Source organism: Alkalicaulis satelles (genome assembly GCF_008630495.1).
In the GTDB taxonomy this organism is placed as follows: Bacteria; Pseudomonadota; Alphaproteobacteria; order Caulobacterales; family Maricaulaceae; genus Oceanicaulis; species Oceanicaulis satelles.
This window is the reverse complement of the sequence record NZ_VWOJ01000004.1, coordinates 90,376-104,767: the sequence shown is the minus strand read 5'-3', so window position 1 is coordinate 104,767 and position 14,392 is coordinate 90,376. Positions and strand designations below refer to the sequence as shown.

The window sequence follows — 14,392 nt, the reverse complement described above, 5'->3', positions numbered from 1 at the left end:
CCGCCGCATCTGGCCGCTGAGCGGGTCCATGCAGATCTCTGGCTTGCGACCGGTCATGGCGCGAGCATACCCTGAAGCAAGGCGGGGGCGGACAAGGAGACTATCCGAACCTGCCTTCCCGGAAGACGCAAAGCGGCTGTCCGGGACCCATCTCCCATAACGTCCAATCGCCTCAACACCTGCCGATGGCCGGTGGATGGATCCCGGGTCTCCCCCGGATCAAGTCCGGGGTCGCCCGGGAAGGCAGGGTGGGATGATTGGGTTACAAAGCTTCAGGCGCTGGCGCAGCACCCCTCACCTTTATCCTCTCCCCTCTGAGAGGGGAGAGGGGGCTTATGCGTTGAGCTTTATTCGGAAATGCCTGGCGCCTGGCTCGCAGGATAGAATGCGGCGAGGATGCCCCCTCTCCCCCATGACCATGGGGGAGAGGATAAAGGTGAGGGGGCGCGGGAGATCACCTGAACTCACCCCCGCGTTTCCCCGGCGAAAGCCGGGGTCCAGTTGCGCCGGGAAAACGCGAGACTGGAAGCGTGCGGATAAGCCCGTCACAAAGGAATATTATCGTGCTTCTTCCACGGGTTAGTGAGCTTCTTGTCGCGAAGGGTGCGAAGCGCCTTGATCAGGCGCAAGCGGGTATTGCGCGGCAGGATGACGTCGTCGAGATAGCCGCGCGCGGCGGCCACGAAGGGATTGGCGAAGCGGTCTTCATAGGCCTTGGTGTGGGCGGCCATTTTCTCGGGATCGCTTAAGTCCGCGCGGTGGATGATTTCTGCTGCGCCCTTGGCGCCCATCACCGCGATTTCGGCTGACGGCCAGGCGTAATTGATGTCGCCGCGCAGATGCTTGGAGGCCATCACGTCATAGGCGCCGCCATAGGCCTTGCGGGTGATGACGGTCAGCTTGGGGACGGTGGCCTCGGCATAGGCGAACAGGAGTTTGGCGCCGTGCTTGATCAGCCCGCCAAATTCCTGGCGGGTGCCGGGCAGGAAGCCGGGCACGTCCACGAAGGTGATGATGGGGATCTCGAACGCGTCGCAGAAGCGCACGAAGCGCGCGGCCTTCTTGGATGCGTCAATGTCCAGCACCCCGGCCAGCACCAGCGGTTGGTTGGCGACGAACCCGACGGTCTGGCCCTCCAGGCGCCCGAAGCCGATGACGATATTGGCCGCATAGTCCGGGGCGATCTCGAAGAAATCGCCCTCGTCGGCGGTCTTCACGATCAGCTCGCGAATGTCATAGGGCTTGTTGGGGTTGGAGGGGATGAGGGTGTCGAGGCTGTCCTCCACCCGGTCCGGCCGGTCGGCGGTGGCGCGCACCGGCGGCTTCTGGCGGTTATTGAGGGGCAGGAAATCGATCAGCCGGCGCACATGCACCAGCGCCTCGATATCATTGCCGAAGGCGGCGTCCGCCACGCCGGACTTCTTGGCGTGCACCGAGGCGCCGCCCAGCTCTTCATGGGAGACCGTCTCATTGGTGACGGTTTTGACCACGTCCGGGCCGGTCACATACATGTAGCTGGTGTCTTTGACCATGAAGATGAAGTCGGTCATGGCCGGGGAATAGACATCACCGCCGGCGCACGGGCCCATGATCACGCTGATCTGGGGCACCACGCCGGAGGCCAGCACATTGCGCTGGAAAATCTCCGCATAGCCGCCCAGCGCGTCCACGCCCTCCTGAATGCGCGCGCCGCCCGCGTCGAACAGGCCGATCACCGGCGCGCCGTTTTTCAGCGCCGCGTCCTGGATCTTGCAGATCTTGCGCGCATGGGCGAGCGAGAGCGATCCGCCGAACACCGTGAAATCCTTGGCGAAGACATAGACCAGGCGGCCATTGATCGTGCCGGAACCGGTCACCACCCCGTCGCCGGGGATTTTCTTCTCCGCCATGCCGAACTCGGTGCAGTCATGCTCGACGAACATGTCGAACTCTTCAAACGAGCCGGGATCGAGCAGCACGTCGATGCGTTCGCGCGCGCTCAGCTTGCCCTTTTCGTGCTGCGCCTTGATGCGCGCCTCACCCCCGCCCATGCGGGCGGCGGCGCGCTTGCGTTCGAGCTCTTCAATGACGGCTTTCATGGCGGCCCTTCCCGGCAGATCGTCAGAGGTTTCAGAAACCTGACTAGCACCGGGGCGCCCGCGCGGGCAATCAGCGCGCGCCTATTGGCACCGCGCATAGCCGCTGCGCTGGCAGGCGTCGGCCAGGGCCTGCGCCTGACGGCGGCGCTCATCGGTCTCAAGGCGTGCATGGGCCAGCCTCAGGGCGCTGGCCACGGCGCGTGAGAACGCGGTCTGCGCATAATCATGGCGCCGGGCCAGCTCAAACCACATCCAGGACCGCTCGCGCCAGTCATCGCCCGATTGCTGCTCGGCATAGAGCCGGCCCAGATGATACATGGCCTGCGCATCGCGGTCGGCTTGCACCGCGCCGATCAGAAGCGCGCGCCCGCGCGCCTCGTCATGGTCCACGCCCCGCCCCGCGCCATGGGCGCGCGCCAGCGCGATCAGGGCGTCGCGCGCGCCGCCATAGGCTTCGCTCTCCAGCCAGGCGATGATGTCCGGATCCCACACATCCGGCTCGCGATAGGCGCCCTCAAACACCAGCAAAAGCGCGGCGCGCGCCTCCGCAGCCGCGCTGGCCGGTTCGCCGGACCGGATGGCTCGAAAGAGCCAGCTGACCGAAGCGTCCGGGTCCATGCCCTCGCTGCCGCGGGCATGGGTGCCCAGGATATAGGCCGCGCGGGCGTCTCGCCCTGCTTCCCAGGCCCGGGTCAGCCAGAAGCGCTCGCTTTCACGGTCCGGCTCGCCCTCAATGCCGAGCCCGTAGAGCAGGCCCAGACTGGTCATGGAGGGGACATATCCGTCCTCGGCCAGCGGGCGGAACAGCGCCGCAGCGCCTGCCCTGTCGGTCTCGCCGCCAAGCCCTGCGCCCATCATGCGGGCGTATTCGTGGGTCGCCTCGCGCATGCCCGCTTCGCTCGCCGCCTGGAAATGGCGCCGGGACGCGGCCAGATCCCGCCCGGTGCTCAGTTCTCCGGACTGGTGATGGACAGCCAGATTGAAATGGGCCTGCATCACCCCCTGCTCCGCCGCAACGCGCCACAGGGTTTCGGCTTCGGCGCGGTCCTGGGCCACGCCCGCCCCGCTCCAGAGCATGACGGCGAGATTGTTCTGCGCGCGCGGTTCGCCCTGCTCTGCGGCGGCGCGGAACCAGCGCGCGGCCTGTGGCATGTCCGGCGCGCCCAGCTCGCCGCGCGCGAGCATGCGGCCGAGATAGAATTGCGCGTGAGCTGCGCCCGCTTCGGCGTGCGCGCGGATCACCGGCTCTGCGGTTTGCGCCTGTCCGGCCTCATAGGCGGCGATGGCCGCGGCCAGCGCCTCATCGTCCGGCGCCGCCATCCCCAGCGACAACGCCGCCCCCAGCATGATCATCCAGCCCATCGCCTGTCCTCCCCATGCCTGGACCTGAAGGACAGAGTATCGCCTTATCGCGCCCTTGCGCCAGCGATTGATAAGCCGGGCCGGTTCAGCGCGCGGCCAGCGGCCAGAGCGCATCAAACAGATCCACAGGCGGCGCGCCGGACAGGCGCGCGGCCAGGCCGGCGTCCGCTGCGCCCACAATCAGGCCGGCCAGCGCCCCGCCATCGAGATCCTTGCGCACCGATCCGTCATGCTGACCATTGCGGATGATGTGCGCGACGATGCGCTGGCGCTGGGCGCGCCAGTCGGGATCGGCCTCATCCCACAGGCTGTAGGGCAGATGGCGCCAGAGGGCGCTGGCGGCATGGGGCTGGGCTTCGGAAAAGTGCACCATGGCGTCCAGAACGGCGCGCAGGCGCGCCTTGACGCCCACCGCCGTGCGCGAGGCCCGGTCCATGTCTTCGATCAGACCGGCCAGCTCCGGCGCCAGCACCGCGTGCGGCAGCGTCTCCTTGGGTCCGAAATACTTGTACAGCGTGGCCAGCCCCAGCCCCGCCGCCGAGGCCGCCTCGCGCATGCCCAGGCTCTCCAGCGGGCCTGAGCCCAGAAGCGCCAGCAGGGACAGGCGCGCGCGCTCGCGGGCGTCTTCGTCCAGCGCCAGCCCCGGCGGGCGCGCTTGAGCCTGTGTCATCGCTGTCATGGCGCCCCCCGGGACCCTCAGGCGATTGGCCTAGTCAGGCTTGCGGAAGCGCAAGGTCATGCGGTCCGTTTCCCCAATAGCGCGCGCCTCTTCGCTGTCGCTGCTGGGCATGCGGGTCCAGACCCCGCCATCGGCGTCTGCCGGATCGTTCGGATTGGCGTTGATTTCAGAGGCTTCCTCGAACACGAAACCACGCGCCTCGAACGCCGCGATCACATCGGCCTGGCGCAGATAGCCGCGATTGCCGTCGGCGCGCTCATCGGTTTCATCGGCGGGCGCGCGGTGCTGGACCACGCCCACGATCCCGCCCGGGCGCAAAAGCGTCCAGGCGTCATTGACCGCCATGTCCATATTGCCGGTGCGCGCCAGATTGTGCAGGGCGCGGATATAGAGGACGCGGTCCGCGGTCCCGGCCAGATCGTCAGACACCGCGCCAAAGCGGGTCATGGCGTCCACCGTCCCGCCCCACTGGGCGGCGCGCGGCGGGAAGCTGGCTTCCAGGCCAGCGGCGGCGGCGCGGCGCTCTTCGTCCATACGGTCGCCAAAAATCGCCTCGAGCACATCCATGGGATAATTGATGGCGATATAGCCGCCCGCCCCTTCGGTGTAGGGCAGGAGAATGCGGGTGTACCAGCCTGCGCCCGGCAGTCCCTCGGCCACGGTGTGTTCAGGGCGCACGTCGAAGAAGGCCAGCGTCTCGGCCGGGTTGCGCCAGATATCGCGGGCGCGGTCGGAATCGCGGCGCGCATCGGCCAGCACAGCCGCCAGCACGGCGCTGGCGGCGGCCTCGTCCACCGCCCCGGCAGCCGCTTGCGCCGCCTCAGACGCCGTATCGGCCGCGCCGTCCAGCAGCGCCTCGCCCTCTTCGGCCGCCGTGTCCATCGCCTCTTCGGCGGCGCTCTCCAGGCCGTCATCCCCGTTCGGATCAGAAGCCGGATCGGCGCAGGCGGCCAGCAGGGCGGCGGCGGCCAGGGTGGTCAACCAGTACGGCTTCATGTCAGGGCTCCCGTGTGGGTGTTGGTTCAGGCTCGCGGGCCGGTATAACGCAATCCGGCAGGAAAATCGCCTGTTTTCGTGGTGATGCAGGGCGTGATGCGCTCAGTTTTTTACAGCATGGATAAGGCGCTCGCGATTGCCGTCCCCGCCCGCGACAGGGCTGTCCATGACGGCGCGCACCGCCCAGCCCGACGCGTCCAGAAAGCCGCGTGCGGCTGTCATGGCTGCGTGCGCGGCTGCGTCATCCTTGACGATCCCGCCCTTGCCCACATGGGCCGGACCGACCTCGAACTGGGGCTTGAACAGGGCGATCAGCGCCGCCCCGGGCTGCGCCAGCAAGAGCGGGACCGGCAGGACGATGCTCAAAGGGATGAAGCTGGCGTCGCACACCACCAGACCGGGCGCGCCGGGCAGGTCATCGCGCGTCAGGGAACGCGCATCGCGCCCCTCCAGGCTGGTCAGGCGCGGATGATCCTTGAGGCTGGCGTGCAGCTGGCCGCGCCCCACATCCACCGCCGTCACATGCGCCGCGCCGCGCGCCAGCAGGACTTCGCTGAAGCCGCCTGTGCTGGCGCCCACATCAAGGCACAGCGCATCGGCCGGATCGACCCCGAACCCGTCCAGCCCCGCCACCAGTTTCAGCGCCGCGCGGCTGACCCAAGGGTGGGCGGCTTGCGCCTCCACGCGCGCGCCTTCAGCGATGGCGCGCGAGGGCTTGTCGATCACCATCCCGTCCACGCGCACCCGGCCGGCCGCGATCGCGGCCTGGGCGCGCGCGCGGGTGTCGAAATAGCCGTGTCGGACGAGATACTGGTCGGCGCGCATGACCGGGCGGCTCTAGCATGACCGGACGCACCCGTCAGGAGTGGATTGCTATTTCGCCCGCATGGGTGTAGAACCTGCAAATCGAATTTTGGCCGGTTACTTGGGCCGCGTGGCGACACGCTCCGAACGATCCCCCCTGAAATCCGATGTCACCCGCCCTCTCGGGGGCTCTGTTACTCTGTCTACAAGGAATATCCCATGGCTACGGGAACGGTTAAGTGGTTCAACACCACCAAAGGCTACGGCTTCATTCAGCCTGACGGCGGCGGCAAGGACGTGTTCGTCCACGCCAGCGCGGTCGAGCGGGCCGGCATGGGCCCTCTGCAGGAAGGCCAGCGCATCCAGTTCGAGGAAGCGCGCGACCAACGCACCGGCAAGACCGCTGCGTCGGACCTGCAGGCGGTGTAATCCGCTTCCGGCCCCTTATCGGGTCGACATCAGCCCCCGGACCTTTCAGGTCCGGGGGTTTTTGCTGGGCGGTGCAGGAAAAACGTCAGGGCCCGGGGGTGAACAGCAGCGCCAGGCAGGTTTCGATATGGGCCTCCATCTCGGCCTCGCCCAGCGGATCGCGCCCGGTCATGCGCCGGTATTCGGGCGCCAGCGTCATGGGCAGGGTCAGCGCGCCGGACAGGACGAATTTGAGATGCATGGGATCACCCGGCCCCATCACGCCCTCGTCCTGGGCGGCCGCGACCAGATCGGCGATATCCCGGCTCATCGGCCCCTGCCAGGTCTCCACCAGCCAGTCGAGCCGTTCGCTGTCCTGCATGGCTTCCTGGAACACCAGACGCATATAGACCGGCTCGGCGGCCAGAGTGCGCAGATGCGCCTTGATAGCCCCCTTGTAGAAGGCCCGCCCCGTCAGGCCGTCCAGCGCCGCCAGCTCTGCAGCCAGGCGCGCCTGCACCCGTTCATGGACGCGCGAAACCGCCGCGCGCCACAACCCGTCCTTGGTGGCGAAGTGATAGATGATCAGCGGCACCGGAGCGCCCGCCTCGCGGGCGATGGCCGAGACCGAGGCGCCGTCAAAGCCGCGGGCGGCGAAATGGGCTTCCGCCGAGTCCAGAACCCGGGCGCGGGTCTGTTCACGCTGCAGATCGCGGCGTCTGGCGGTGTCTATGGTGCCGGAAACGCGGGCCATGACGTTCACTAGCACCGCGCCGCGCAGGCGTCGAGCTTGGCCCTCAATCCTTGCCGCGCAGCCCCAGGCGTCCGCGCGTGACATGAAACGCGCCCCACACCGCAATCAGGGCCAGCGCCATGAGATACCAGGTCAGCGCATAGGCGCCGTGGCGTTCGGGCGGGGTGGCGGCCAGCCAGGCGGGCAGGCGCCCGTCATCACGCGCCAGCCACCAGGCGTCCAGCAGCGCCTCTTCCTGCATCTCCAGCGCCTGGGCCATCGCGGCGCGGTTGAAGGCGTGAAACTCCCCGCGCGCCGGCGCATCGGGCGCCCCGAATGCGCCCGGGCGCTGAGGCGGCTCCAGGCGCACGCCGCGCGCCGCCGGTCCTGACGGAACGGCCCCCGCGCCGGCGCCCGCGCTGCTGAGCGGTTCAAACCCGGTCTCGGCCAGGATCCATCGCGCCTGCGCGCAATCGGGCAGAGGCGCGGGCGCAAACACCCGCCAGCCCGGCGCGCCCTCAGGGCTGCGGCCATAAACGCGCACGCTGCGGTCCGCATCCGGCCGGGCGCCCGCGACCGGCAGACCCGCCAGAGGCGGCTCGCCGCACAGGACGTCCAGCGCCGCCGGCGCGGCCGACTGCGCCTGTGCGTGCTCTTCCATCAGCGCTGACTTCCAGCCCATGCGCTGGGTCTGCCAGCCGCCCAGCGCCAGAAGCACAGCCAGCGCCATCAGGGTGAGCAGGGTCAGGACCGGATAGGGCCGCAAGACAATCATGGCCCGTCCCCGCGGTCATCCAGACGCCCTTCCGAAGCGTCTTGGCGGTATTGCAGGGCGAACATGGCGCCGCGGAACACCCGCAACAGCGCCAGGCACAAGACCGCCGCCAGCGGCAGCCATAATAGGGCGTGGACCCAGAAGGGCGGGGTGAAGGCGACCTCCGCCACCAGCGCCATCGGCACCAGGATGAAGCCCACCGCAAAGATCACGAACACGGCCGGGCCGTCGCCGGCGTCCTCACGCGAAAAATCCTGGCCGCAATGACCGCAGCGGTCAGCAAAACGCAGCATGCCGGAAAACAAAGCCCCCTCCCCGCAGTGCGGACACCGTCCGCGAAGGCCTGCGAGAAGGGGGTTGGTATGCGTCACGTCTGTCGTGGGGCCTTATGCGTAGGCCACGTAGATGAACACGAACAGGAACAGCCAGACCACGTCCACGAAGTGCCAGTACCAGGCCGCCGCCTCGAAGCCGAAATGCTTCTTGGGGGTGAAATGGCCGGCCATGAGACGCGCCAGGCAGACCGCCAGGAAGATCGTCCCGATGATAACGTGGGCGCCGTGGAAGCCGGTGGCCATGAAGAAGGTCGCGCCATAGAGACTTCCGGAGAAATCGAAATAGGCGTGGGTGTACTCATAGGCCTGCACGCAGGTGAACAGCACGCCCAGGATCACAGTAAGCAACAGGCCCAGCTTGGCGCCCTTGCGGTCGCCATGCTGCAGCGCGTGGTGCGCCCAGGTCACCGTGGTGCCCGAGAGCAGCAGGATCAGCGTGTTGATCAGCGGCAGGTGGAAGGGATCAAAGGTCTCGATGCCCGGCGGCGGCCAGCTTTCCCAGCCCGAGAAGTCCACCCCGATGGGCCCGCCGTCCCAGCTGGCGCCCGCGCGCACGTCATGGAACAGCGCCAGCTCGAAGAACATCCAGAACCAGGCGGCGAAGAACATCACCTCGGACACGATGAACAGGATCATGCCCCAGCGCAGGCCCAGATCCACCACCGGGGTATGATCGCCCTGCTTGGATTCCTTGATGACGTCGCCCCACCAGCCGACCATGGTCCAGCCCACGATCAGGAAGCCCAGCCCCAGGAACCAGGGCTGGCCCTGCCCCAGGAAGAAGTGCGCCCAGTGCGCCGGCTCGGAGACCAGGCCCTTGGTCAGAACCACAAAGCCGATGGCCAGCAGAAACGCGCCAAGAGAGCCCACGAAAGGCCACGGGCTCGGATCAACCAGGTGATAGTCGTGTTTGACGGCGCCGCCGGCCATGCTCATCTCCCCGAACTCAGTCAACGCAAGAGCGCTCTTGCGCGGTGTATAGCCCCGGCATCGCCGGTCATCAATCGCCCCTGACGGGCTGTTTCAGGCCAATGTCAGGACGCGTCCGCAGTCTCCCAGGCGCGCGAATCGCCGGACCGCCAGAATGTATAGGACAGGGTGATGGTCTGAACATCATCCATGGTGCGCTCGCCATCCATCTGGGGGTCCACAAAGAAGATCACCGGCATGTCCATGGTTTCACCCGCAGGAATGGTCTGGTCGGTGAAGCAGAAGCATTCCAGCTTGGCGAAATACGGCCCGGTCTTGAACGGCGCCACATTATAGCTCGCAATCCCCGTGACCGGCTCCGAAGTGGTGTTGGTCACCCGGTAGAAGGCCAGCGCGGTCTCGCCCACGCGCACGCGCATGGAGCGCTGCAGCGGTTCGAACTCCAGCGGGAAATCACGCGCGCGCGATGCGTCAAAGCGCACCGTCACTTCGCGATCCAGGATCTGGCCGGCGTCGAACTGGGCCACCTGGGTGGTGCCGCCATAGCCGGTCACCCGGCAGAACAGGTCGTAAAGCGGCACCGAGGCGTAGGCCAGGCCCGCCATGGAGGCCACCACCGAGGCGCAGATCACCACCACGCGCGCATTGCGGTCGAGCCGGTTGAAGGCGGCAGCGATGGCTTTCGTCGGTTTCATCCTGTCACTCCGGTATTCCAGCTTGTGGTCAGGCGCACCATCGTGACCAGAAAGATCAGCACGATGAAGGCGCCAAGGCCGAGCGCAATGGCCAGATTGCGCCGCTTGCGGGCGGCCTCTTCTTCAGGGGTCAGCCGGACGGTGTCCGGCTCGCGCTCGTCATTCATGGCTCTAACCTGCAAGACCGGGCAGCGCCACATGCGCGCCCGCGCCATGCTCGGCGAGCAAGGCGGCGAATAGCAGCGCCAGATGGGCGATGGAATAGGCGAAAAGGTCGCGGGCCGACTTGTCGCCCGCACGCACCGCATAGAGCGCGTCCTCGGCGCTGGCGGTCTCGCCCGCTTTCGACAGATAGACCCGCACGGCCAGAAGCGCGAACAGCGCGCCGCCGCCTACCATGGCCGCCGCATAAATCCATCCGCCCAGCCCCGTTGCCAGCGGACCGGCGGTGGCGGCCAGATAGAGCCCGGTATAGACCAGGATCTGGAAACGGGTGGATCCGGCCCCGCGCGCCACCGGCATCATGGGCACGCCCGCCGCTGCGTAATCGCCCGACTTGTAGAGCGCCAGCGCCCAGGAATGGGGCGGCGTCCACAGGAAGATGATGGCGAACAGGATCAGCGCATCCAGACTCACCGACCCGGTGGCCGCCGCCCAGCCGATCACCGGCGGAAACGCGCCCGCCGCGCCGCCAATGACGATATTCTGGGGCGTCGAGCGCTTGAGCCACATCGTGTAGATGACGCAGTAGAAGAAGATGGAGAAGGCCAGAAGGCCCGCCGCCACATAATTGGCTGCCAACGCCATCAGCAGCACAGAGGCCAGACTCATCACGCCCGCAAAAGCGTAGGCTTCGGACGCCGGGATGCGGCCCGTGGGCACCGGACGGCGCCGGGTGCGCTTCATCACCGCGTCGATATCGCCGTCATAGGCCATGTTGAAGGCGCCCGCTGCGCCCGCCCCGATCGCGATGCACAAGATCGCCACCGCCGCCGCCAGCGGATGCATCGCCACAGGCGCGGCGACAAGGCCGGCCAGGCCGGTGAACACCACCAGCGCCATGACGCGCGGCTTCATCAGGGCGATGTAGTCGCCGATGCCGCCAACCGCGGGCGCAGCCGCGCCGGCGAGGGACGGTTCGGGCGGCGCTGCGTCTGTAGCGCCGCCCTCTCCAAGGCGTATGGCGGGTCCGGTCAAGGGAGCGCCTTTTCGTTTAGGGTTTGCGAACCGCCGCTATTTGATGCGCGGCAGCTCATTGAACTGGTGGAAGGGCGGCGGAGAGGACAGGGTCCACTCCAGCGTCGTGGCGCCCTCGCCCCACGGATTGGCCTCGGCCGGGCGCCGGCGCACCGCCGCCTCGATCAGCAGGACGAAGAACACCAGCATGCCCACGGCCATGATCACATAGCCCCACGAGGACACCAGGTTCCAGAAGGCCTGGCCGTCCACGTAATCGACATAGCGCCGCGGCATGCCCTGCAGGCCCAGGAAGTGCTGCGGGAAGAAGATCACGTTGGCGCCGATGAAGAACAGCCAGAACTGGGCCCGGGCGAGGAAGGAATTGTACTTCACGCCCCAGATCTTCTCGAACCAGTAGTAGAAGCCGGCGAAGATCGCGAACACCGCGCCCAGCGACAGCACGTAGTGGAAGTGGGCCACCACGTAATAGGTGTCGTGCAGGGAGGTGGTCACGCCCGCATTGGCCAGCACCACGCCGGTCACGCCGCCCACGGTGAACAGGAAGATGAAGCCGATGGCCCACAGCATGGGGGTGCGCAAGGTGAGCGAGCCGCCCCACATGGTGGCGATCCAGGAGAAGATCTTGATGCCGGTGGGCACCGCAATGATCATGGTCGCGGCCACGAAATAGGCCTTCAGATTGACGTCCATGCCCACGGTGTACATGTGGTGGGCCCACACGATGAAGCCGATAAAGCCGATCGCGACCATGGCGTAGGCCATGCCCAGATAGCCGAACACGGGCTTGCGCGAGAAGGTGGACACGATGTGGGAGACCATGCCGAAGCCCGGCAGGATCAGGATGTAGACTTCCGGGTGGCCGAAGAACCAGAACAGGTGCTGGAACATCACCGGGTCGCCGCCGCCGGCCGGGTCGAAGAAGGTGGTGCCGAAATTCCGGTCGGTGAGCAGCATGGTCAGCGCGCCCGCCAGCACCGGCACCGCCAGCAGCAGCAGGAAGGCCGTCACCAGGATCGACCACACGAACAGCGGCATTTTGTGCAGGGTCATGCCCGGCGCGCGCATGTTGAAGATCGTGGTGATGAAGTTGATGGCGCCCAGGATCGAGCTGACGCCGGCGATGTGCAGCGACAGGATCACCAGATCGAAGGCCGGCCCGTTATGGCCTGAGGTGGATAGCGGTGGATACATCACCCAACTGCCGCCAAAGCCGTAATCGCCGCCCACGCCGGGCACGAACATGCTCATCAGCAGAAGGGCGAAGGAGAAGGGCAGGAGCCAGAACGAAATATTGTTCATGCGCGGGAACGCCATGTCCGGCGCGCCGATCATCAAAGGCACGAACCAGTTGCCGAACCCGCCGATCATGGCCGGCATGACCATGAAGAAGATCATGATCAGGCCGTGCATCGTCACGATGACGTTGTAGTTATGTTCATTGCCCCAGAAGCCGCCGGTGAAGACCTGGACGCCCGGCTCGGCGAGCTCCCAGCGGATCAGGCCGGACATGGCGCCGCCAATGACCCCCGCGATGATCGCGAAGACCAGGTACATCGTGCCGATGTCCTTGTGGTTGGTCGAATAGACCCAGCGCTTCCAGTCCCACATGCTGGGCGTGTGATCGTCGTGATGGTCGGCGATGGTCGAGGACATGTCTCTTGCTCTCCCTAGCGGGCGGAGGCCAGTTGCGCGTCAGCGCGCACGGAATCGTAATAGGCGGCGAGCACCTGCGGGGCTTCATAGGGATCATCCTGCGAAGCCTCCACCCAGGCGTCGAACACCTCCTGGGGCACCACATGCACCTCGATGGGCATGAAGGCGTGGCGCAGGCCGCAAATCTCCGAGCATTGCCCGAAATAGATGCCCTCGCGGGTGGCCTGGAACCAGGTCTCGTTCAGCCGGCCGGGTATGCCGTCCATCTTCACGCCGAACGAAGGCACGGCCCAGGAGTGGATCACGTCAGAGGCCGTCACCTGCACGCGCACCACCGCATCAACCGGGACCACCACCGGAACATCGGTGGTCAGATTGCGCAGCGCGGCGAAGGGGTGGCCGGCGATATCCTCGGCCTCAACCATGTTGGACACGAACTCGAACCCGCCATGGTCAGGGTATTCGTAGGTCCAGTTCCACTGATTGCCCGTGGTCTTGATGGTGAAGTCCGCCTCCGGGATCACGTCCTGAGCGTAGAGCAGGCGGAAGGAGGGGATGGCGATCAGCACCAGGATCAGCACCGGAACCAGCGTCCAGACCACTTCCACCGTGGTGTTGTGGCTGAACTTCTTCGGCTCGGGATGGGATTTCTCGCGATAGCGCGCGATCACCCAGATGATCAGGCCGAGCACGAACAGCGAGATCGCCGTGATGATCACCAGCAATATGCCGTGGAACTCATAGATCTGATCCATGATCGGCGTGGCCGACGGCTGGAAGCCAAGGGCCCCGTCCACCGGCGCGCCGATAATGGTCGCCGAGGCGGCGGCTGAAAAACAGACAAAGGCGGCAAGGGCGCCCAGTAGAGCCGAGAAACGCATGGTTCCCCCGAGAACTTGATTGTGTCACGACGCAGGCCCGTCACCAGACCCCCGGTCAGCGCGGCGGAATATAGAACCCGATGCACGCGCTGTCAGCGCGGTATAAGCGCCTTTTTGCCGCAATGGCCATTGTTTTTTCAGCCCGCAACGCCCCTGACTGCGCTGGCCCGCGGCTCTGGGCTTTGCTAGCCTGCGCCTATTCGCCGCGCCCTGGCGCATGCCCGGAAGGATAATCACATGACCACGCCCGCCCGCTCGCCGCTTCGCCCGATCACCATGGCGATGGCCGCCGGCGCCCTGTGTGCGGCGGCCAGCGCCTCCGCCCTCGCCCAGGCCCATCAGGCAAGCGATCCGGCGCTGGATTCCGCGCGCGCCGAGTGCGAATCAGCCGCTCACGCCAGCGCCCCGCCGGCGCGCGCCCTGGGCGCATGTGATCTTGTGCTGCGCGCCCCCGGCCAGACGTCCTCGGCCCGCGCCCGTGCGCTGACCAATCGCGGCGTGATCGCGCTCAAGCGCAATAATGTGGGCCCTGCGCACGAGGATCTCGAACAGGCTGTGCAATATGATCCCGATCTGGCCAGCGCCTGGCTCAGCCTGTCGGCGGCGCGAATCCGCGCCGGTGATTCTACCGGCGCCATCGAGGCGGCCCGCGAGGCGGGCGAGCGGGGCGCAGACCGGTCACTGGTGACATTCAACACCGCCATCGCCCTGGAGCGCGCCGGGCGTTATGACGAGGCTTATGAGGCCTATGCCGAAGCCGCGCGCCTGGACCCGGACAACGCTCTGCTGGCCGCCCAGCCCGCCCGCTTCACACGCCATCAGGGCGCCAGCTGAGCCAGGATCACGCCAGATGACCGCATGCG

At 66.9% G+C, this 14,392-nt stretch carries 16 protein-coding genes; 2 read left to right on the top strand and 14 right to left on the bottom strand.

What is annotated here, in order from left to right; translation table 11 throughout:
- Positions 1-545: 545 nt before the first annotated feature.
- From F1654_RS12080 to F1654_RS12055, 5 genes are all read right to left on the bottom strand, one after another.
- On the bottom strand, positions 546-2,078 hold the full coding sequence (locus tag F1654_RS12080; RefSeq protein ID WP_150023814.1) for an acyl-CoA carboxylase subunit beta: 1,533 nt from the start codon (positions 2,076-2,078) through the stop codon (positions 546-548).
- 81 nt (positions 2,079-2,159) lie between these two features.
- Positions 2,160-3,440 carry a tetratricopeptide repeat protein gene (locus F1654_RS12075; protein WP_199200570.1) on the bottom strand — a complete coding sequence of 427 codons (1,281 nt, stop codon included), beginning with the start codon at positions 3,438-3,440 and terminating at the stop codon, positions 2,160-2,162.
- A gap of 85 nt (positions 3,441-3,525) precedes the next feature.
- Positions 3,526-4,119: a TetR/AcrR family transcriptional regulator gene (locus F1654_RS12070; RefSeq protein ID WP_150023812.1), complete on the bottom strand. Its 594-nt coding sequence runs from the start codon at positions 4,117-4,119 to the stop codon at positions 3,526-3,528.
- Between the two features lie 30 nt (positions 4,120-4,149).
- The gene (locus tag F1654_RS12065) at positions 4,150-5,115 is read right to left on the bottom strand and encodes a class I SAM-dependent methyltransferase (protein ID WP_199200569.1); all 966 of its coding nucleotides are present in this window, start codon (positions 5,113-5,115) and stop codon (positions 4,150-4,152) included.
- A gap of 102 nt (positions 5,116-5,217) precedes the next feature.
- Positions 5,218-5,940 (bottom strand): TlyA family RNA methyltransferase, encoded by a 723-nt coding sequence (locus F1654_RS12055; protein WP_150023810.1) that lies wholly within the window; start codon positions 5,938-5,940, stop codon positions 5,218-5,220.
- Between the two features lie 198 nt (positions 5,941-6,138).
- Between F1654_RS12055 and F1654_RS12050 the strand changes: the two genes are divergently transcribed.
- Complete coding sequence (locus tag F1654_RS12050) at positions 6,139-6,348, top strand: cold-shock protein (RefSeq protein WP_150023809.1); 210 nt, start codon at positions 6,139-6,141, stop codon at positions 6,346-6,348.
- An 85-nt stretch (positions 6,349-6,433) separates the two neighbouring features.
- Here F1654_RS12050 and F1654_RS12045 read toward each other — a convergent pair whose 3' ends face one another.
- From F1654_RS12045 to coxB, 9 genes are all read right to left on the bottom strand, one after another.
- Positions 6,434-7,081, bottom strand: a complete 648-nt coding sequence (locus tag F1654_RS12045) for a TetR/AcrR family transcriptional regulator (RefSeq protein ID WP_199200568.1) — start codon at positions 7,079-7,081, stop codon at positions 6,434-6,436.
- A 43-nt stretch (positions 7,082-7,124) separates the two neighbouring features.
- Complete coding sequence (locus tag F1654_RS12040; protein ID WP_150023807.1) at positions 7,125-7,835, bottom strand: SURF1 family protein; 711 nt, start codon at positions 7,833-7,835, stop codon at positions 7,125-7,127.
- Positions 7,832-8,128 (bottom strand): DUF983 domain-containing protein, encoded by a 297-nt coding sequence (locus F1654_RS12035; RefSeq protein ID WP_150023806.1) that lies wholly within the window; start codon positions 8,126-8,128, stop codon positions 7,832-7,834. The genes F1654_RS12040 and F1654_RS12035 overlap by 4 nt, the downstream gene beginning before the upstream one ends.
- A 93-nt stretch (positions 8,129-8,221) precedes the next feature.
- On the bottom strand, positions 8,222-9,100 hold the full coding sequence (locus F1654_RS12030; protein ID WP_150023805.1) for a cytochrome c oxidase subunit 3: 879 nt from the start codon (positions 9,098-9,100) through the stop codon (positions 8,222-8,224).
- Between the two features lie 104 nt (positions 9,101-9,204).
- The gene (locus F1654_RS12025; protein WP_150023804.1) at positions 9,205-9,795 is read right to left on the bottom strand and encodes a cytochrome c oxidase assembly protein; all 591 of its coding nucleotides are present in this window, start codon (positions 9,793-9,795) and stop codon (positions 9,205-9,207) included.
- The gene (locus F1654_RS13940) at positions 9,792-9,962 is read right to left on the bottom strand and encodes a hypothetical protein (RefSeq protein WP_199200567.1); all 171 of its coding nucleotides are present in this window, start codon (positions 9,960-9,962) and stop codon (positions 9,792-9,794) included. Before F1654_RS13940 ends, F1654_RS12025 begins: the two co-directional genes overlap by 4 nt.
- Positions 9,963-9,966: 4 nt before the next feature.
- A complete protein-coding gene (locus F1654_RS12020) occupies positions 9,967-10,992 on the bottom strand; it encodes a heme o synthase (RefSeq protein ID WP_233205278.1) in 1,026 nt (341 codons plus the stop codon).
- A gap of 36 nt (positions 10,993-11,028) precedes the next feature.
- Complete coding sequence (ctaD, locus tag F1654_RS12015; protein ID WP_150023803.1) at positions 11,029-12,648, bottom strand: cytochrome c oxidase subunit I; 1,620 nt, start codon at positions 12,646-12,648, stop codon at positions 11,029-11,031.
- Positions 12,649-12,662: 14 nt separating this feature from the next.
- Entirely contained in the window at positions 12,663-13,529 is an 867-nt protein-coding gene (coxB, locus tag F1654_RS12010; protein WP_150023802.1) for a cytochrome c oxidase subunit II, read from the bottom strand.
- Between the two features lie 237 nt (positions 13,530-13,766).
- On the opposite strand from coxB, the gene F1654_RS12005 reads away from it, so the two are divergent.
- The gene (locus F1654_RS12005; RefSeq protein ID WP_150023801.1) at positions 13,767-14,363 is read left to right on the top strand and encodes a tetratricopeptide repeat protein; all 597 of its coding nucleotides are present in this window, start codon (positions 13,767-13,769) and stop codon (positions 14,361-14,363) included.
- The last annotated feature ends 29 nt before the right edge of the window (positions 14,364-14,392 follow it).